Source organism: Paenibacillus polygoni, assembly GCF_030263935.1.
In the GTDB taxonomy this organism is placed as follows: Bacteria; Bacillota; Bacilli; order Paenibacillales; family Paenibacillaceae; genus Paenibacillus; species Paenibacillus polygoni.
This window is the reverse complement of the sequence record NZ_CP127162.1, coordinates 3,184,254-3,202,219: the sequence shown is the minus strand read 5'-3', so window position 1 is coordinate 3,202,219 and position 17,966 is coordinate 3,184,254. Positions and strand designations below refer to the sequence as shown.

The 17,966-nt window shown below is 39.0% G+C and carries 21 protein-coding genes; 16 read left to right on the top strand and 5 right to left on the bottom strand.

The genetic code is table 11. The features are described 5' to 3' along the window. Positions 1–11: 11 nt before the first annotated feature. Positions 12–662 (top strand): 3D domain-containing protein, encoded by a 651-nt coding sequence (locus tag QPK24_RS15335; RefSeq protein ID WP_285742518.1) that lies wholly within the window; start codon positions 12–14, stop codon positions 660–662. Positions 663–715: 53 nt separating this feature from the next. On the opposite strand, the gene QPK24_RS15330 is transcribed toward QPK24_RS15335, so the two are convergent. Further along, complete coding sequence (locus QPK24_RS15330; protein WP_285742517.1) at positions 716–1,591, bottom strand: polysaccharide deacetylase family protein; 876 nt, start codon at positions 1,589–1,591, stop codon at positions 716–718. Between the two features lie 315 nt (positions 1,592–1,906). Between QPK24_RS15330 and QPK24_RS15325 the strand changes: the two genes are divergently transcribed. From QPK24_RS15325 to QPK24_RS15310, 4 genes are all read left to right on the top strand, one after another. Continuing rightward, positions 1,907–2,575, top strand: coding sequence for a PspA/IM30 family protein (locus QPK24_RS15325; RefSeq protein ID WP_285742515.1), 669 nt, complete (start codon positions 1,907–1,909; stop codon positions 2,573–2,575). 133 nt (positions 2,576–2,708) lie between these two features. Further along, a complete protein-coding gene (locus QPK24_RS15320; RefSeq protein WP_213531174.1) occupies positions 2,709–3,113 on the top strand; it encodes a DUF350 domain-containing protein in 405 nt (134 codons plus the stop codon). A 38-nt stretch (positions 3,114–3,151) separates the two neighbouring features. Next, positions 3,152–3,658: a DUF4178 domain-containing protein gene (locus QPK24_RS15315; RefSeq protein WP_285749354.1), complete on the top strand. Its 507-nt coding sequence runs from the start codon at positions 3,152–3,154 to the stop codon at positions 3,656–3,658. A 12-nt stretch (positions 3,659–3,670) separates the two neighbouring features. Then, a complete protein-coding gene (locus tag QPK24_RS15310) occupies positions 3,671–4,420 on the top strand; it encodes a DUF4247 domain-containing protein (RefSeq protein WP_285742512.1) in 750 nt (249 codons plus the stop codon). A 48-nt stretch (positions 4,421–4,468) separates the two neighbouring features. Here QPK24_RS15310 and QPK24_RS15305 read toward each other — a convergent pair whose 3' ends face one another. Continuing rightward, positions 4,469–4,777: an HNH endonuclease gene (locus QPK24_RS15305; RefSeq protein WP_285742510.1), complete on the bottom strand. Its 309-nt coding sequence runs from the start codon at positions 4,775–4,777 to the stop codon at positions 4,469–4,471. Between the two features lie 168 nt (positions 4,778–4,945). Between QPK24_RS15305 and QPK24_RS15300 the strand changes: the two genes are divergently transcribed. Then, positions 4,946–6,208, top strand: a complete 1,263-nt coding sequence (locus tag QPK24_RS15300) for a molybdopterin molybdotransferase MoeA (protein ID WP_285742509.1) — start codon at positions 4,946–4,948, stop codon at positions 6,206–6,208. Between the two features lie 122 nt (positions 6,209–6,330). Here the strand turns inward: QPK24_RS15300 and xerS are convergent, their stop codons facing one another. Then, entirely contained in the window at positions 6,331–7,410 is a 1,080-nt protein-coding gene (gene xerS / locus QPK24_RS15295; protein WP_285742507.1) for a tyrosine recombinase XerS, read from the bottom strand. A 146-nt stretch (positions 7,411–7,556) separates the two neighbouring features. Here xerS and QPK24_RS15290 point away from each other — a divergent pair, with 146 nt between their 5' ends. From QPK24_RS15290 to QPK24_RS15280, 3 genes are all read left to right on the top strand, one after another. Continuing rightward, positions 7,557–8,039 carry a GNAT family N-acetyltransferase gene (locus QPK24_RS15290; RefSeq protein ID WP_285742505.1) on the top strand — a complete coding sequence of 161 codons (483 nt, stop codon included), beginning with the start codon at positions 7,557–7,559 and terminating at the stop codon, positions 8,037–8,039. A 308-nt stretch (positions 8,040–8,347) separates the two neighbouring features. Then, the gene (locus QPK24_RS15285) at positions 8,348–9,595 is read left to right on the top strand and encodes an MDR family MFS transporter (RefSeq protein ID WP_285742503.1); all 1,248 of its coding nucleotides are present in this window, start codon (positions 8,348–8,350) and stop codon (positions 9,593–9,595) included. After that, positions 9,596–10,321: a Type 1 glutamine amidotransferase-like domain-containing protein gene (locus QPK24_RS15280; RefSeq protein ID WP_285742502.1), complete on the top strand. Its 726-nt coding sequence runs from the start codon at positions 9,596–9,598 to the stop codon at positions 10,319–10,321. A 192-nt stretch (positions 10,322–10,513) separates the two neighbouring features. Here QPK24_RS15280 and QPK24_RS15275 read toward each other — a convergent pair whose 3' ends face one another. Next, complete coding sequence (locus QPK24_RS15275; protein WP_285742501.1) at positions 10,514–11,626, bottom strand: WG repeat-containing protein; 1,113 nt, start codon at positions 11,624–11,626, stop codon at positions 10,514–10,516. A 315-nt stretch (positions 11,627–11,941) separates the two neighbouring features. On the opposite strand from QPK24_RS15275, the gene QPK24_RS15270 reads away from it, so the two are divergent. From QPK24_RS15270 to QPK24_RS15240, 7 genes are all read left to right on the top strand, one after another. Beyond that, positions 11,942–12,601 carry a TetR/AcrR family transcriptional regulator gene (locus tag QPK24_RS15270; RefSeq protein ID WP_285742500.1) on the top strand — a complete coding sequence of 220 codons (660 nt, stop codon included), beginning with the start codon at positions 11,942–11,944 and terminating at the stop codon, positions 12,599–12,601. After that, entirely contained in the window at positions 12,594–13,328 is a 735-nt protein-coding gene (locus QPK24_RS15265; RefSeq protein WP_285742499.1) for an ABC transporter ATP-binding protein, read from the top strand. Before QPK24_RS15270 ends, QPK24_RS15265 begins: the two co-directional genes overlap by 8 nt. 1 nt (position 13,329) lies before the next feature. Then, positions 13,330–14,019, top strand: coding sequence for an ABC transporter permease (locus QPK24_RS15260; protein WP_285749353.1), 690 nt, complete (start codon positions 13,330–13,332; stop codon positions 14,017–14,019). 43 nt (positions 14,020–14,062) lie between these two features. Continuing rightward, positions 14,063–14,833, top strand: a complete 771-nt coding sequence (locus QPK24_RS15255) for a DUF4097 family beta strand repeat-containing protein (RefSeq protein ID WP_285749351.1) — start codon at positions 14,063–14,065, stop codon at positions 14,831–14,833. A gap of 16 nt (positions 14,834–14,849) precedes the next feature. Beyond that, positions 14,850–15,023 (top strand): hypothetical protein, encoded by a 174-nt coding sequence (locus tag QPK24_RS15250; protein ID WP_285742498.1) that lies wholly within the window; start codon positions 14,850–14,852, stop codon positions 15,021–15,023. 87 nt (positions 15,024–15,110) lie between these two features. Then, positions 15,111–15,872, top strand: a complete 762-nt coding sequence (locus tag QPK24_RS15245; RefSeq protein ID WP_285742497.1) for a TolB-like translocation protein — start codon at positions 15,111–15,113, stop codon at positions 15,870–15,872. 186 nt (positions 15,873–16,058) lie between these two features. Beyond that, positions 16,059–17,063, top strand: a complete 1,005-nt coding sequence (locus tag QPK24_RS15240) for a hypothetical protein (protein ID WP_285742496.1) — start codon at positions 16,059–16,061, stop codon at positions 17,061–17,063. A 182-nt stretch (positions 17,064–17,245) separates the two neighbouring features. Here the strand turns inward: QPK24_RS15240 and QPK24_RS15235 are convergent, their stop codons facing one another. Continuing rightward, complete coding sequence (locus tag QPK24_RS15235) at positions 17,246–17,965, bottom strand: 4'-phosphopantetheinyl transferase family protein (protein ID WP_285742495.1); 720 nt, start codon at positions 17,963–17,965, stop codon at positions 17,246–17,248. Position 17,966 lies beyond the last annotated feature (1 nt).

Genomic DNA, 17,966 nt, shown 5'->3' with positions numbered 1-17,966 from the left:
AGGAGGAAAACATGTTTAAACGTTTCAAAAAAACTTCTACTCTAGCAGCTGCTTTGCTAGGTATTAGTTTAATAGCACAAAGTGTTCCCGCTCATGCAGAGCAAGTATATGTAGCTAAAGAGGGGGATACATTTTATAAACTATCTCAAAGATACGACATTGACTTAGAAACTTTGATGAACGCAAATAAAAACATTTCGCCATATAATATTTATGAAGGATTAAAATTGACTCTTCCATTAAATAATACTGTGAGTTCTTCTAGTAATAATTCAGTAACAGCAAGTCTTAATGTGGACGAAAGCAATAAAGTGGTGGAAGCGTGGGGGAAAACATTCAACTACAGCAAAACCTTGAGTGTAAAAGCGACAGCATACTCTGCTGATCCGGCAGAAAACGGCGGTTATGGATCTGTCGATTACTTCGGCAACCCGCTGGAACTGGGTACGATTGCTGTTGATCCTTCCGTCATTCCACTCGGAACAAAGGTTCTAGTTACCGGTCATTCGCATGATAACCTGCCAGATCAAGCGTTTGTTGCTACAGCTACCGATATTGGTGGAGCTATTAAGGGCAACAAGATTGATATTTTTATCCCGGGAAGTAAAAGTTCCGTTGCGAAGTTTGGTATCCAAGATGTCAAACTCTATATAATTGAATAAGATTGAAATGGTAAAGCACCTGTGTATATTGATTTCATTACACAGGTGCTTTTTTATTTTGATTTTTCAATTCCTAACAGTTCAGGCACGGTGACTAGTTCGTATCCTTGGTTCTTCAGAGCCTTAATGACTTCAGGTAAAGCATCAATTGTCCCTTGAAGTTTCGAACCATGTCCGCCGCCCCCATGTTGAAGCACAATTGCACCAGGCCGGGTATTAGAGAGGATGTTCGTTACCACTTGTTCTTTGTTTAGTCCTTTCCAATCTAAAGAATCGACATTCCAATTCACAATTCGGTATTTGTGTTCAGCCGCCCATATAAGTTGTTCTTCTGTGATTTCACCATAGGGCGGACGAATTGTTTTTGAAATATAGCCTGTAATGGGGAGAATAGCTTGCTCCGTTTTTTTAATTTCTGATTTAAAAGCAGACATTGAAATTTTATTGAAGTCCGGATGAGTAAAGCTGTGATTACCTATGACATGTCCTTCATCATGAATTCGTTTGGCAAGTTTGGGATGATTCAGCACTCTTTGACCATTCACAAAAAAAGTGGCTTTTACTCCGTACTCTTTTAAAACATCTAATATTTGCGGAGTGAATCTTGGATCAGGTACATCGTCAAATGTTAAAGCAATTCTTTTGACATTAGGCCCATTCGTAACGAATGTACTTTTATATTTTTTTCGAAGCTGGCCAAGTGTAAGTTTTGATTTCTCATCTGCTTTCTTCTGAGGTTCTTTTACAGTAGGAAGTTCTTTCGTAAATGAATCCAGTTCAGAGAATGGATCTTCTGTCTTTTTATTATCTTCGGGAGCGTTAATGTATGTACGGCCCAGTATGTCTGCTGCAGCAGTTTGCGAAAAATAGAGCAGAAGGATACCAGTTAATAAAGTAAATGCAACAATAGAACAAACGACGCGTTTCATGTAAGCATAACTCCTTATATTTGTGATTACCGTTACGAAAACAGCCTGGAATTACATCATGAGTATTCGTATGTTATTGCCTAGACGCAGCTAAATTATTCTTAAATAGCTAACCTGGCATTCTGTTCATCTCCAATCATGAAAAAAATGAAACTTCATGAATCACTGATCCGTATAAGGTAATTAGATGGATAAGTTTAATTGAGTTAAGAAATTGATTTAAAATGATTCAAGGAATTGATTTAAGGTAATGATTCATTACCGAGCAAATGAGTATATTAAGTAAAAGAAAACATATACGGGAGGAATTTTATAATGTCTCTATTTAAAAGATTTCGTGATTTGACCATGTCCAATATTAATTCTCTGATTGATAAAGCGGAAGATCCAATTAAAATGACCGATCAATATATTCGCGACATGCAGAAGGATTTGGAAGATGCGGAGAAGGCAGTAGCTGCACAAATCGCCATTGAGAAGAAATTCAAAGCTTTATATGAAGAGCAGGAAGCACTCGTGAAGAAAAGAGAAGAACAAGCGCATACGGCTGCTAAAGCACAAAATATCGATCTTGCTCGCCGTGCTCTTGAAGAAAAGAAAAACGCAGAAGCAAAACTTACGGAATACAAAGCAAGCTTTGAACAGAATAAAGCTTCTGCAGACAATCTCCGTTCCAAACTGGAGCAAATGCGTAAACAATTAACGGAAATGAAGAACAAGCGAGAAACACTCGTAGCGCGTTATAATGCAGCCAAAGCTCAGACGGAAATTAACAAAGCAATGAGTGGTTTTGGGTCTGATACAGCTGCATCTGGTATGAAGCGTATGGAAGAAAAAATGCTTCAAGCGGAAGCTCATGCAGAAGCAAGTAATGAAATGAACAGCAAAGAAAGATCACTGGATGAAGAATTTGAAAATATGGGGAAAGACAAGGAAGTAGAAGACGAACTGGCAGCTTTGCTGAAACAGTACGAGAATAAATAACAATCATGAGTATGATAAAAAATGAATAAAGTGAGTGTAAGCTTTATTCCATGTGACGGAGGGGGAACGACGCAGTTTCTCCTTCGTTTTTCATGAGGGAGCTATCTGACACTATTGGAGGATGTTATATCTAATGGAATTTATGGATATCGTACGCATGCTGGTATGGACAGGTTCAGGAGCAGTACTGCTGTTTATTCTCATGTATGTTGATTCATTATTTACGAAGTACAAAGATTTTACAGAAGTAAAAGCAGGCAATATGGCAGTGACAACAAGGCTAATTATGAAGTTGTTTGCACAGGGCTATATTTTATCCTCGTCAATTTCGGTATCTTATCATCTGGGAGACGCACTGATTGTATCCGTTGTTTCATTTATTATCTTACTTGTAATCGAAGGTGTGGTGCACACCATGATTCGCCGTTTTGCTTCTTTTGACATAGACGGTGGAATGCAAAAAGGGAAGATTGGCTACGGACTGTTCTCCGGAACACTTCACTTAGTAGGGGCACTAATTATCTCAGCCTCTCTGTAAACGAGTTATTCCAACTAGAAATAGGAGTTCGATGAATGATGAGTATATGGAAAAGAGTAACGAATTTATTATCTAAACCGAAACCTCCTGCTCCAGAGAAAAGTATGTTACAGCTGAACCCGGGCGATATATGCGAGGTTTCACTTGTTACTTATGAAGTAACGGGTAAAGTGCAAAACCGAGGGAGAAATGCGGCTTTACTTACACTGAAAGACGGGAATACAATTGCGTACTTATATATCGAAGAAAGAGAACGTCTGATCTATGCACTATATACTCCTATCGATGGAAGATTGGATCATCCAGAGGAAGTACCTACAACGATCGAACTGGATGATAGAGAATATCATCTAGAAGAACAATATGCGGGTCATGTAATGACCGCAGGGAAGACACCATTTTCTCAAAATGGGGAACAACATGTATGGCAGTTTCAGTCGGATGATAATCATCTCTTACGTATTGAATGGCAGAACGGTCGATTTATGCTGTATGAAGGAGAAGATATCCTCCCGGCAGATGTAAAAGTTATTCGGGCAACCTAGGAGAGGTTATTCATGAACAAGCGTTTTTGGCACATCTTAAAAATCACTCTGGTCCTCAGTTTATTTGTCTCTTTGTTATCAGGCTGCGGCGCACCTGCTGTGAAAGATACGTACCCGCTTGAATCGGTGAACAGCAGTGGTAATTCAACTTCCTATGTATACCGTGCGGCGAATCTTACGGTTCCGGAAGTAGCCGATGAACTGATGGAAGATCGAACTCCGGATGAAGTGTCACCCGTGGATACAGAGCGAATGTTTCTTGTGTATCCGAATGAGCTCTACCATTTGCAGCAAGATCCAGATCAGCCGGAAGATACACTGATCGAAGTTGATTCGAAAGAATATGTACAGCGTAATTATAGTTCTTCTTTCTTACAGGGATATATTACGGCTTCTATTCTGGACAGCATCTTTGATGTAATGCGAGGATCGGGGAATTACAGAGGATACACTTCCTCTAAGACATACACACCGACTCAGGGCCAATATAGGACAGCTACAGACAAAGATAAAAAAATTGCCCCTCCGCTAACAACAAAACGCAGTGGTTCCATTATTCGCAGAGGGCTTGGAGAATCAGCGAATACGAAAAAAACGGACAACGGCGGTATTCTTAATCGTGACACTTCTTCTTCAAGCTCTTCGACCAAAGGAAAGATTGAAAGAGGAAAAAGCAGTGGATCGAGCATTTTCAGCTCACCAAAGAAAAGCACGAGACCGAAGACGAAGTTCGGTTCAGGCCGAATATCAAGGCGAAGATAGAATAAGGTTACAACCCGGATACCTTGCAGTGTCCGGGTTTTGTGTTTTTCATCTGGCGCTGCGTACATGTCTAGATTTTTTAGATTTAGGAATGGCGGTACCTGGCTGTTTACGTATCCATTTCACGTAGGAGGCAATCTTTGGTGTTTGCAGAAGCGCATCAATCGTAGTCAGTCCGAGTACGACCAGCTCTCGATTGGTAAATAAATGATGAATCTGTTTGTGGCATGGAATACATAGATCTGCAGTAGGCTTGTCTTTTCCGCCTTCTTCCCGAGGAGTGAGATGATGTACGGTCGTAACGGGGACTTTTCTTTTGCAGAGAGCACAGGTGTGTTCTTCATTCTGAGATGGCATCGCCTTCACCTCCTTTTTGTAGCGTGAGATAAAAAAGCATACAATATGCATGTTTAGCTTATTTATTCAAAATCGTATAAGGACGATACTCCCTTCCTTCCTTTCTTGCAACGGGAAAGAGATGGAGATACACTTTATTCAAGTAGATAAGAGCAAGGAGAAAACGATATGAGTAATTATAAAACCAATCCAAAATTTAATCGAAAAGCCATCCAAGTAGGAGCTGCGCAGCAGCTTGTAGCAAATAAGGTGAAATTAATCGAGACAGAACAGGTAAGGATCGAGGATGTGCATGGCCGCATTATTGCTCAAGATATAATTGCACCGCATCCTTATCCTTTCTTTAGAAGATCGGGTATGGATGGATATGCTGTCCGAAGCGCAGACATTAGCACCGCTAGCAGTGATCAAAAGGTTCAGCTCGCGATCATTGACGAAATTCCTTGCGGTTATTCCTCACAGAAGGAGATTGTGGAAGGAACTGCTGCGCGTATTATGACAGGTGCTGAGGTTCCATTCGGAGCGGATGCCGTTGTTATGCTCGAAGCGACAGAATTGTGCGAGGTAGAAGGAAAACCATATGTAGTATTTAAACGTCCCACAACGCAGGGAGCAAATATTACGCCTGTTGGTCTTGAAGTGTCAGAAGGCGATTTGCTTGTAAAAAAAGGTGCCTTGATCACTGCAGGAGTAATCTCGGTTCTGGCCACGTTCGGTATTCATCAAGTGCCTGTTTTTAGAAAACCTCAAGTGGGGATTTTTGCAACAGGCACTGAATTACTTGGGATTGAAGAAGAACTAGAGCCAGGAAAAATACGCAACAGTAACAGCTACATGCTACAATCCTTGGTGAGGGAAGCAGGTGGCGAGCCTCATTTACTTGGTGCGATTGTGGATGAATTGGAGCTGGCTGAGCAAAAACTGAAGGAAGCTTTATCAACCTATGATGTGGTCATCACTACAGGCGGCGTATCCGTTGGAGATTATGATATTATGGGGGATCTAGTTCGGCAGGATGAGGTAGAAATGTTATTCAATAAAGTAACCATGCGCCCGGGAAGTGTAACGACCGCTGCGTTTATTCAGAATAAACTGCTTTTTGCTTTATCGGGTAATCCGGGAGCTTGTTTTGTGGGGTTTGAACTTTTTGTACGTCCGGCCCTGCAGCTGATGCAAGCCTCAGAACGTCCTTATCTCCAGCGGTGGACGGCATTTTTAGGTTCAGATTTTAGCAAAGTAAATAACTTTACGCGGTTTGTCCGTGGAAAGGTAGAAATAAAGAATGGACAAGTGTTTGCACACCCAGCCAAAGTAGATGAATCCAGTGCTATGGTGACGATTAAGGATAGTGATTGCCTAATTATCATTCCTCCTGACAAGAAAGGTTTGCAAGCGGGCGATGCCGTGGAGATTTTAAAGCTCGATAGATGATGAGTGATCGAATCTGTGGTGATATCTCTGTAATGCGGAAGGTGTAATGAAAAACATAAAGGCTGCCCGAAAGGGCAGCCTTAGATGCAATATATGAAGGTATCAAGTGAGAGTAACAGCGTCTAATCAACTCTTCGCTCAATCGCTTCCGACATGGTTTTATCTGTGAGGTGCGCGTAAACCTCCGTTGTTTCGGTAGAGGCATGTCCGAGTTGTTCCTTTGTTTTGTAAATATCATTTTGTAAATAATAATCGGTGGCAAAAGAATGCCGTAATTTATGGACTGTTAAATACGGCTTGCCAAAACCTTTTGCGTACTTGATAATCATTGCTTGAATCGCACGTTTTGTCATTCGTTTCCCTTCTTTTTGACCATTGGGGACGGTGACAAAAAGTGCTTTTTCTTTTTTGGGAGTGCGATACCGCAGAGTACGAAGTTCCATATAGTTTAGAAGATCATCTTTAGCCTGTTCCCTGTAATAGACGGGATTCTTAAACGTTTCATCGTTATTCCCTTTTCGGTATACGTAGAGGACTTTATTATTCAAATCAAGATCATCGATGTTCAGATTTACAATCTCTGAGACGCGGAGTCCTGAGTTTAGAATTAAACTGGCAATACAAGCATCACGCTCTTTGTTCATCTCATGGGAATATAGAGCTTGTTTATTTTTCTCCATATCCTTTGCGTACCCTTCTAAAATATAACCGATGAACTCAAGAAGTTCATCTTCCTCTAGGATTTTACCTTTCAGCTTAGCTGCCGTATCTTTTGGTTTGTGAACTCGTTTGATTTCGACTTTAGCCATAATATTTCTTTTCAGAAGGGGGTAAAATTCTTCATCTTCGGCAATTTGGCTGAGATAATGGAACAACGACCGGAGGGAAGATAATTTACGAGACACGGTGATGCGGGAGTTTGCCCCTTCTCTTTTGGTGGTCAGATAAATACGATAACCCGTTATACTGTCCATGCGCAGCATCTCAAGTTCTTTTAATGTGACTCCGGCATTGGATTCGGCTTCAGACAGACCTTCAGCGCGGAGCCAAGTGAAGAACGTATCGTAATCTCGAACATACTCCAGCAGAGTAGAGGGAGATAGATCTGGTAGTTTGTAATCAATAAACTGCTGAACATACCAGGGCATGGTGACTACACGTTCATCCAGTTTACGACGATCGGTTTCCTTTTGAATATGCATATTTCGTACGCCCCTTATATTTCTATTGTCTTATTTGAGTAAGAACAAGTGTCCTTATTTTACCACATTCATCAGGGTTATGACTTGCTCGGCCCGAGGCAAAGCTTTATAGTTATTTTATATGAAGAAAATAGAGGTGATATGATATGGAACTAAGCCTCATTATGGTACCGCGTGAACAAAAACAAGTAATACGTCATCTTATGCAATTCTATTTATATGATTTTACGAAATATCTTGATATTGATGTTGATTCTTATGGTGTTTTTCCCGACTATCCGAATCTTGATGATTACTGGATTCATACGGACAAGTATCCTTTTCTCATTAAAAATGGCTCTTCTCCCGCAGGTTTTGCACTGGTGGACAAGCTTTTCGGTAAGAAGGATGGCGACTTTTATATGACTGAGTTTTTTGTCATGCAAAAATATCGCCGCAGCGGTGTAGGAACTTGGGCAGCAAATGAACTATTCAGCCGCTTTCAAGGGGAATGGAAGGTTTCACAGGTGAGAACGAATATGGTAGCCCAAGCCTTCTGGCGTAAAGTGATTGGCGGTTATACCAATGGGCAGTTTCGGGAAAAGTTCCATCCAGAATCGGGCAACCCAAGTCAACATTTTGTAACGTAAAGATGAGTATAAAATAAGGAGATTTTCTTTGACAGATAAGCTGTTAAAGGAAATCTCTTTTTTTTTGGTTTATACAGACTATTGTTATAAAAATTAAACATATGAAAAATTCCTATTAGCAAATGACCGCAATTAAGTCCGTTCACATGAATCACAATATTTTTGCGTCTAATTCAGGTTTAAAAGCAGAGGAAAAATCATAGCGGTAATATTTATTGACACCTGTTTAAATATCTGGAATGATATGTATTATTTTCAGATATTGCATATAGCGAGTAACCTTACGTTTCAAAGACACAGGAGGCAGCATGAATAAACATTTAAAAGAGATTCACCCGCTTGCTTGGACAATCATCATCGGCACAATTTTTGGTAGAATGGCTACGTCGATGAGTATTCCTTTTTTATCGATTTATTTAATTAAAACAATGGGTGCTTCACCAGTTGAAACCGGTATGGTAGTCGCGGTAAGTTCACTGATCGGCGTGTTTGCGAGTTTCTATGGAGGCTACATATCTGACCGAATGGGACGAAGAAAAGTACTTATTTTTTCTATTTTCAGCTGGGCAATTGTGTTTATCGGATTTGCAGCAGCAAATCAAATTTGGATGTTTTTTGTAATGAATGCGTTAAACGGTTTATGCCGTGCTGTTTTTGAACCTACATCAAGAGCCATGTTATCTGATATTACAAAACCGGAAAATAAACTCCTCGTATTTAATCTGCGGTATGCTGCGATTAATCTCGGTGTTGTCATTGGACCGCTGATTGGATTACAGATGGGTTCAGCTGAATCGGGAGTTCCTTTTCTCATTGCTGGCGCAGTTTATATTTTGTATGGAATCGTACTTATCATTCAATTTGCATTACAACCTGAGCAAGTGAAGTTACCATCCGAAGACGGTGGATCCAAGGTATCTTTAAGAGAGGCGTTTACCGTTACAAGCAGGGATCGTACTTTCATCTATGTACTTATCGGTTCCATGTTTTGTGTACTTGGATTTGGGCATTTCAGTTCCACACTAGCACAGTACCTCGAACTCAGCCCACAATTTGAAGACGGAGCGCAGTTGTTTACTTACATGCTGTCATTGAATGCCGTAGTCGTTCTGATCGTTCAATATCCTCTTGTTCGAACGTTCCGTAAACTGCCTCCTGCTGTGTCACTTATGGTAGGTAATGTTTTCGTTGCAGGAAGTTTTATATTGTTCGGAATGTGGGATTCTTGGTGGGCAATGTTAGCTGGTGTCGTTATATTTACCATTGGTGAAGTGTTGATGTTCACTTTAATGGACTTATTGGTGGATCGTATTGCAAAACCCGAGCTCAAGGGCACATATTTCGGAATGATGGGGTTCAATAATTTAGGGAATGTACTAGCACCGCTGATTGGCGGAGCGTTACTTACTCATTTTACAGCGGAGCAGTCGCTATACATATTTATCCCAATAGTACTCATGACACTATGCGGCATTCCTTTTTTACTATTAGCTCATGTCAGGCTCGAACATCAGGACAAGCACAAGGTTAATCATACAGTAAAGGAGGCTACATAGATGACATCTCAGATCATTGCAATGGGCGGTGGAGGTTTCTCCATGGAACCGGATAATTCGCTGCTAGATCAATACATTTTAGCCCAATCTGTTTTGAATCAGCCAAAAATATGTTTTCTACCTACGGCCAGCGGAGACGCAGAGGCGTATGTGAAGAGATTCTATGAGGCTTTTGATCAACATTGCTGTATCCCATCCCATTTATCCTTATCCTCTCCGCCATGCCGGAATCTGGATGATTTTGTTCTGGACAAGGATATTATCTATGTAGGCGGAGGAAGTACTAAAACTTTACTGGCTCTATGGAAAGAGCGGGGGCTTGATCAGATTCTCACAACCGCTTGGAAACAAGGTATTGTCCTTGCAGGGCTTAGTGCGGGATCTCTCTGTTGGTACGAAGAAGGAATTACAGACTCCGATCAGGGAAGTTACTCTTCTATTCGTGGTCTCGGGTTACTTCCAGGAAGCCACAGCCCGCATTATGATGACATGGATAGTGGAGAGTATACTTATAAACCGGCTTATCGCAAGTTAGTGGAGGAAGGAGAACTGAAGCAGGGTGTAGCTGCGGATAATGGGACAGCGCTTCATTACATAGGAACGGATCTGTATAAAGTAGTAAGCTCTAGACGGAATGCTTTTGCCTATCAAGTATCGCGCACAGAGGATGGTTTATTAGAGAAGAGATTAGAACCTCATTTTCTTGGAAATGAAAAGAAAATCTGAAAATATGCGTAACCTTCAGTATCACGAATTTTTGGATTTCATTAGTACAATGAGCACCTTTACACGGGAAAGAATGACCGCTTAAGGTGCTCATTGTATCTGCTCCACTTGAAGACACGTTACCAAGAGATACTTGTGATGTATATTCCATCTTTCTGATCATATTCTTGCTGGTACCCAGCACTTTCTAATTCATTTAGTAATTATCCGTTTTTTAAGAATAACCGACTTACTTGGGGATATAACAGCTATAGCGTACCCTCCATTAAAGGAAGAAGATTTTGCTCTATACTCAAGTTTAGTTAATAAGTTGCCATAACGATCAATATAACCGAACTTACCATCTGAGTTTGTTCCGATTCCCACTAAAGCGATTCCTTCTTTGAAATTAGATGCGTTGTTGTATTCTTGGTAATCAATGACCAACTTCCCTTTTTTATTGATAAACCCGACTTTACCACTGGAGTTGTATACGACCGCTAGTCCCTCGCTAAAATCACTTGCATTGTCATATCGAAAAGGGATGATGACCTTACCCTTCTTATTAATAAATCCCCATTTACCTTTGTTGTTCTGCACGGATGCTAATCCTTCAGAGAAACTGCCACCTGATTTATATTGAAAAGGAATAATAACTGTGCCAGAAGTATCAATATACCCGTACTGTCCTTTATTATTTTGAACAAGGGAGAAACCTTCGGAAAACCCTCGAGCATAGGTGTAATCATAAGGAATAGCCAATTCACCGAGTGTATTAATGAAGCCATTTTTATTACTTTTCGGATCAGTTACCATAGCAAGACCATTGCTAAAATAAAAATCGGAATCATATTTTTTTGAGAAATGAGAAATGATTTTTCCTGTTCTGTCTATAAGTGCCTGTTGATTCGTATTTGCTAAGGTTACATGAGATACGCCCTCAGAAAAATAGCCAGCTTCGGTAAACTGACAAGGAATCGCTAATTTCCCCTTTGTATTAATATAGCCATAGAGTTTTGTTTCTTTATTTTGTACCAAAGCTCGTTGTTCGTAAAAATCACTTATCGGTTTGATATTATCTGGGAGATGAAAGGCTTTATTTCCTAAAGTGTTGTTGTATATTAGAGTTCCATCTGATTGTTCGGATAGTAACAAACCATGATGAAAGCTTCCATCACTTTGAGGTCTTGCGATATTGTGATCCAAGAATGTCTTTGAAACTTCGATTTTTGTTTTTATGATCTTGGTAGCTGCTAAACTCGGTTCTGAAAATGTGACATTCGTGAAGCATAAGAGCAATAATGCTAAGCATAATTTTCTAATCATTTTTTGATAGCTCCTTCGTTTTATTTTAATAACATATAGATTTCAAAAAACACTTGTTGTAATACAAACACATCCAATGAAAAAAAGTTTATTTATATGTAGGATTCATCACAGTTAAGTACAAGGGCGAAAAGGATAACCAAATTAAAATATATAACCTAGTTTATATAGTGACTCCTAAGTTTATAAAAAAGAAAGTAAAAGAGCTGTAGAGATACAGTTCTTTTTTATGTTTATTTTTACTTTTATTGACATTATATGGTTCGTATTTTATTATAAATACCAACGGTCGGTATTAAAAGGAGAGATGCTAATATGGCTAGAAATAAATATCCAGAACAGACATTGGAGCAAATCCTTGCAGTCTCATCCAAATTGTTCACGGAAAAAGGATTCGAGAAAACAAGCATTCAAGATATTATTGATGAACTTGGTATGTCCAAAGGGGCTATTTATCATCATTTCAAATCGAAAGAAGACATCCTTGATGCGGTGATGAACAAACAATTCAGTTATGCTGCAAAGATGCTGGATGATCTAATTCAAAATACACAAGCCTCAAATGCGCGCGAGAAATTAGTTGAGATTTTAGAACAAATTGTAGCTGATCCTGACGCCCATTCCATGGACGGAGTACTGAGTACACAGATTAAGAATCCGCAATTTGTAGTGACAGGTATTCAGGAAGGCGTAAAAAAAGATGCCCCGATTATCGCAAAGATCATGATGGAGGGAAAAGAAGATGGATCCATCACTACGGATTTTCCAATAGAGTGTGCTGAGGTCTTTATGTTACTCGTGAATATCTGGATAAATCCACTATTGTTTGGACGGGGGCATGAGGAAACAGTAGCTCGATTACATTTTCTACAACACATGATGAGGGTTCTGGGCGCAGATATTGTCAGTGATCAATTGCTTCATAAAATTTCGGAACGTCATTCAGATATTGGAGGATATCGTCAGGATGAGTAGTAACTTTGCTGTAAAAACAGAGGGTTTATCGAAGACTTTTTTAGATAAGGAAGTGATTCATTCCTGCACAATGTCTGTTCCTGAAGGAGCTATCTATGGGTTTTTAGGACCAAATGGTGCGGGAAAAACTACGGTAATGAAGATTTTACTTGGATTACTTACCCCAACGGCTGGAAAAGTAGAAGTTTTAGGCATGGACGTAACAGAAGAGAGAAATAAAATCTTAACGCAAGTTGGCAGCCTAATTGAAATTCCCGTTTTTTTTGAACATCTCTCTGCTGAGGAGAACTTAAGCTTGCATCTTGCTTATATGAATGTGGAAAAGGCAGACATATCCAAAGTGTTGCAAATGGTAGGTCTTGTGGGGACCGGTTCTAAGCCTGTATCTAAATTTTCTTTAGGGATGCGCCAGCGACTTGCAATTGCAAGATCATTCATTCATCATCCTAAACTTCTCATTCTTGACGAACCTATTAATGGGCTTGATCCTGTCGCTGTACGAGAGATGAGAAACCTGTTTCTTACTCTAGTACACGATCATGGTATGACCATTCTTTTATCCAGTCATATCATTTCAGAGATCGAACATATTGCAGATATCGTAGGAATTATTGCAGAAGGAAGAGTAGAGAGGGAAATCCCTATTGCGGACATCAAGACTCAGTTTGAGAATGGCCTGGAAGACTACTTTTTTGATATCGTGAGCGGAGGTAACCAGTTTGCTTAAGATGATGAAATTGGAGATGAGAAGAAATCATCTTGGCTCTTATGTTACGGCTAGTATTATTTCTGGAATTGTACTTATAGGATTTATGTATTTTGTCGCTTATGTTGCACAGGTGGAGAATGAACCGGATTTTCAGACTTACCCCAATATTTTTTTATTCACTACCATCGTCAGTATGATTGTATTTTCCGTTTTGTCTTCTGTAATGTATTCACGATTTGTAATTGAGGAATATAGCGGTACAAGATTAGTGCTTTTGTTCTCATATCCAGTCAATCGAAAAAAACTACTTCTGGCTAAAGTGGGAATAGTGGTCTTATTTACTACGTTTGCCATGATCATCTGTAATATTCCAGCAGTTCTGGTTTTTAGTCTAACGGAGTCATTTATGCCTATCGTAAGTGACACACTTTCAATTGGACTATTGATGTCCATAATCAAAATGATCCTTGTACTGTCTATCAGCGTAAATGGTATTTGCATCATCGCCATGAGAATTGGTTTTGTAAAAAAGTCTATACCAACAACAATTATTACTTCTTTCATTCTATCTGCAGTATATGCAAATGCCATGATAGGAAGTTTTGGAAATGATGCTATCCTGTTTTCCCTGTTAACCCTCGTCGTTGCAGTGAGTACCTTTATACTTTGGGAATTGATGAACAAGGTGAACAGCATGGAGATCGATTGATAAAACAAAAACGTTTTATTATAGGAGTGATCGTGTGTCTTTAATGAGTGAATTTGAGATACGAAAAGAACAATCGATCCATGATTCAGTTAGCCATTTGATGATTGATTGGCTTTCAGATGACATTCGAATTTTACCCACGGAGTTAAACGATATTCGGATTGTTCAAAAAGCCAGTAACAAATTTCCTGAAGGCAGACTTTTTAATACAGATATCAGGTCTGATGAACTGCGGATTGTTGATGGTAGAAAAGAAACAATAAGGATTGGGTTTCAATTCCACCGTTCGATACTGGAAGTATATCTTCCTAAAAAGGTATGGAACTCGGTGAACCTAACAACGGTTGGCGGTAGAGTGTATTTTAAAGAAGTGAGTGCTATGAATTGTAAGTGCCGAATCACATCTGGGAGAGCGGAGTTATCAGGAGACATACAAAGATTGGATCTAGGTATAGTAGGTTCTATTGTTACTGGGGAGAAGTTAATCGTAGATAAGCTGCATATCCATTCAACTTCATCTAAATTGGAACTTACAGGTGAATTCTCAGAGATCGATTCGTCTAACAAGGGGAGAGGGATGACGATTCGATCCGGCATTGTACCCGAAAGAATCCGCTGTGTAGGTACGGGGGCAAGGGTTATCATCTCTATTCCTGATAATGACGGCTTTATTTTTAAGTTCAAAAAGGTATCGGGCAATTTCAAAAGTGATTTTCCTTTAATTTCGGAGAGAAAATTATATACCTATTTACAAGCAAGGAGGAGCTATTGCGCTGAGGTTAGAGGGGGAGAGTTTTCATTAAGGAAACATTGAAGGGGGATAAGAAGAGATGGCGGGCTTCATTGTAGGAACAAGTTTAGCGGTACTAATATTGATTACGGGAATCGTAGGCCTGCTGATCAGTAAGCAAAAGAGAAAGAAGAACAAATGGGCGTGGTGGTTCATCTTGTTTGGAGGCTGTGCAATTATAAGTGCATTTATTAACGCAGGTGGTTTCACTTAATCGCCCAAGGAAAATTCCATTATTTTGAAAATAAATTCCCTTGTATTATACTAAGATATAAAGGTATTTTTATCGGGAGGTTAAATAATGAAAAAAATATTCAAAATAATGTTAGCTTTCACATTCGTTTCTCCTGTTTTTCAATTCAATCAACACTTTAGTAATGAAGCTAAAGCACAAATGGTAACAGATGATAGCACTTCATATTTCATAACGAAAGAAAAGCCTAGCAAAAAAGAAACAAAAAACAAGATTGTATTTGAGCAGGATAACGTAAGTGTAATAGCTACTAAGAAGAAGTCGGCTAATCCTCCATCTGACACTCTGATAGATTCTGTAGAGATCATAAATGGGACTCAAAACTATACTATAAATTTCACAGATGAGTTTGATACCATTAATTCAATTTCCATATCCCCAACCAATAAATTTCTTGCGCTGCAAGCAGGGAGTCTCGGCTACAACAGTTTATATGTCGTGAATCTCAAAAATGGCTCTTACAAACTGATTAATAGTATTGTGAAAAGTTCGAAACCAGTTGAAACCGTGACTGCTTATAAGTGGTCTCCTAATGGTCAAAAATTTGCCTTTTCTTATGGAGATCCTTCATTAAGTAGAATCGCAGTCTATAATGTGTTCTATAATACCTTCACCTACGTACCAAGAGAAACAAAAACGATGTCTACTGCATTTATACTTTGGGACAAAAACGGATCATTCATTGATTATGCAAGTGAATATCCTTCTGACGAATTCAAGTTATATAGATATTCTTTTGACACAAAGAATAATAAAGTGATAAAAAAACTAGCTGCTAAAGAACTCGCACAGATGAATACATTAAATTAATAACTAGATAAAAAGCAAGCTAAGGGAATGGGGCACCAATCACTATTTCTCGAAGCTTGCTTTTTGCTTAAAAACCATTGTTTAAGCATGAAAAGTAATATACTATAATTATATGGAAAAAATTACATAGAAAAGAGTGTCTGCGATGAATTTAGGGAAAAGTGATATTTCTAGGTTAAGTACCTTATGAGAAATAAATTATTAGCAAAAGGTTTACTGCTTACTGTAGTTCTTATACTTTTACTAGTTGGCTGTAATAGCAAAAATAATCTTATAGAACAGAATGATGATTATTTATCCATAACAACTACGACATATATTCAGCCTGATTCAGATGAAGTTACAACCTCCATCTCCAAGTACACTCCTAAAACAAAAGAACGAACAGAGATATTTAATTTCCCATATACATCAGAGTATCCACTAGGCGTTTTCAGTTCTAATGATAAAGTTGTTTATTATACTAAGACCGATGGTAATAAGCATGATCAAATATTTAGTTATAATCTAGAGACAAAAGAAGAAACGAAGTTAACAACCAATTTACGTGCTGTGAATCAAATCATACCTACGAAGGAAAAAGTCTTTTTTATTGCTGCTTCAAACAGGGTATTACGTTTAGGAATGTTGGATAAACAGAGCGGTGTTATTTCATACTGGGGCGATGAAGATACCAACGTTGAAACGATAACCATAAATCCAGATACAGAAAAAATATATATTTCTGCTTTTTCTTATAGTCAAGATCGGGAGGTTATCGAAAAGCAGTTTGTTTCCGATGAAAATAAATATTCTATGCCTTTGTTTTCTATCTATGAAACCGATTTTAAATTTACGGATACACAGCAGCTCTTTTCAGAGCATGCTTGGATAAGAATTCTGATGGTAAATAGGATAGATAATAAGATAATCGCTATTTATGACAAAGAATATAACTCTGGAGAAAAATCGAAAGCAGTATCCATTAATGCTAGTTCTCATGAGGTGGAAGAGTTCATATTACCGCCTGAAAGAATGCAAGTAGATGGAGCAAGTTTTTCAGTTGATGGAAAAGGTCTATATGTTACATCGGTAATAAATGATAAAAGAGGTATCTATTATTATGATTTCGAATCTAAAGAATACACGCCAGTTTTTATATCTGAGGATGGATTTATTAATAATTTTCAATTGATCTTAAGTAATCAGTAACAGATATTCGTGAACAAATGGTTGTCAGACGAAGTAGAAAGTCTGGTATAGTACACTAATATCGGCTCCTAAGTAAACAGAAACGTATGCGTAACAAATAGGCGTAGTGCAAGGGACTTTAACCTCTGCACTACGCCTAGCTTTTTATCACGACAATACACTTACTATTACACTTACTGTTTTCAGATAATTGAAATCAGTGTATCCCAACGAACGGCTTCAACTTGTTTAGGAAAGTCTGGCTCTCGCCCACATACCGCAAGAGCATACCCCGGATCAATCCTATATTGCTTAAAATACCAGCTGGTATCTAGTGTATCCGAACGATACAACTCTACGTTATTACTCTCTTCGTTATTATGTTCTTGATTTTGCTCCCTGAATTCAAACGAAAAAGAGTCAAGTGGGATCGAGAGGCCCGAACCTTCTGCTTTTATATAACTTTCCTTCAGCGTCCAAAGACTGTAAAAAAGAGATTGCTGTTGTTCCTCGTTTTGTTCTTGAAGCAGGCTGACTTCAGTAGGTGAAAAGAAGCGCTCGGCAATAGAGATCTCTATGGGATTAGCGGCCGTCTCAATATCGATCCCAACCGGATTATAATCAAAAGCGGCTACGACCCAATCTCCAGAATGAGAAATATTATAGTGACATGAAGGATATTCTGCAAGTTCCGGTTTACCATAAGCATTATATTTCTTAACAAGCCCAGAGGGGGGGATTCTCCACCGCTCTAAAGCATATCTTTGCAGAAGAAGTTCACCGCAAAGGGTGCGCAGCTGATCTTCAGGCTGACGAAACTTCTGAATCTTAGCTTGCAGCTGAGAGTTCATTAAGGGTATGATTCGCATCCAGTCTATACCCGAATCTAATATTGGACGGAGATGCACTGACCAGATATCCATT

What these genes read in the sequence shown, in the direction of transcription:
- QPK24_RS15330 (WP_285742517.1), bottom strand. Translation starts at nt 1,591, where the DNA reads ATGAAACGCGTCGTTTGTTCTATTGTTGCATTTACTTTATTAACTGGT.
- QPK24_RS15305 (WP_285742510.1), bottom strand. Translation starts at nt 4,777, where the DNA reads ATGCCATCTCAGAATGAAGAACACACCTGTGCTCTCTGCAAAAGAAAA.
- QPK24_RS15325 (WP_285742515.1), top strand. Translation starts at nt 1,907, where the DNA reads ATGTCTCTATTTAAAAGATTTCGTGATTTGACCATGTCCAATATTAAT.
- QPK24_RS15235 (WP_285742495.1), bottom strand. Translation starts at nt 17,965, where the DNA reads ATGGATATCTGGTCAGTGCATCTCCGTCCAATATTAGATTCGGGTATA.
- xerS (WP_285742507.1), bottom strand. Translation starts at nt 7,410, where the DNA reads ATGCATATTCAAAAGGAAACCGATCGTCGTAAACTGGATGAACGTGTA.
- QPK24_RS15250 (WP_285742498.1), top strand. Translation starts at nt 14,850, where the DNA reads ATGGCGGGCTTCATTGTAGGAACAAGTTTAGCGGTACTAATATTGATT.
- QPK24_RS15255 (WP_285749351.1), top strand. Translation starts at nt 14,063, where the DNA reads ATGAGTGAATTTGAGATACGAAAAGAACAATCGATCCATGATTCAGTT.
- QPK24_RS15320 (WP_213531174.1), top strand. Translation starts at nt 2,709, where the DNA reads ATGGAATTTATGGATATCGTACGCATGCTGGTATGGACAGGTTCAGGA.
- QPK24_RS15265 (WP_285742499.1), top strand. Translation starts at nt 12,594, where the DNA reads ATGAGTAGTAACTTTGCTGTAAAAACAGAGGGTTTATCGAAGACTTTT.
- QPK24_RS15270 (WP_285742500.1), top strand. Translation starts at nt 11,942, where the DNA reads ATGGCTAGAAATAAATATCCAGAACAGACATTGGAGCAAATCCTTGCA.
- QPK24_RS15335 (WP_285742518.1), top strand. Translation starts at nt 12, where the DNA reads ATGTTTAAACGTTTCAAAAAAACTTCTACTCTAGCAGCTGCTTTGCTA.
- QPK24_RS15240 (WP_285742496.1), top strand. Translation starts at nt 16,059, where the DNA reads ATGAGAAATAAATTATTAGCAAAAGGTTTACTGCTTACTGTAGTTCTT.
- QPK24_RS15275 (WP_285742501.1), bottom strand. Translation starts at nt 11,626, where the DNA reads ATGATTAGAAAATTATGCTTAGCATTATTGCTCTTATGCTTCACGAAT.
- QPK24_RS15260 (WP_285749353.1), top strand. Translation starts at nt 13,330, where the DNA reads ATGATGAAATTGGAGATGAGAAGAAATCATCTTGGCTCTTATGTTACG.
- QPK24_RS15280 (WP_285742502.1), top strand. Translation starts at nt 9,596, where the DNA reads ATGACATCTCAGATCATTGCAATGGGCGGTGGAGGTTTCTCCATGGAA.
- QPK24_RS15315 (WP_285749354.1), top strand. Translation starts at nt 3,152, where the DNA reads ATGAGTATATGGAAAAGAGTAACGAATTTATTATCTAAACCGAAACCT.
- QPK24_RS15245 (WP_285742497.1), top strand. Translation starts at nt 15,111, where the DNA reads ATGAAAAAAATATTCAAAATAATGTTAGCTTTCACATTCGTTTCTCCT.
- QPK24_RS15300 (WP_285742509.1), top strand. Translation starts at nt 4,946, where the DNA reads ATGAGTAATTATAAAACCAATCCAAAATTTAATCGAAAAGCCATCCAA.
- QPK24_RS15290 (WP_285742505.1), top strand. Translation starts at nt 7,557, where the DNA reads ATGGAACTAAGCCTCATTATGGTACCGCGTGAACAAAAACAAGTAATA.
- QPK24_RS15285 (WP_285742503.1), top strand. Translation starts at nt 8,348, where the DNA reads ATGAATAAACATTTAAAAGAGATTCACCCGCTTGCTTGGACAATCATC.
- QPK24_RS15310 (WP_285742512.1), top strand. Translation starts at nt 3,671, where the DNA reads ATGAACAAGCGTTTTTGGCACATCTTAAAAATCACTCTGGTCCTCAGT.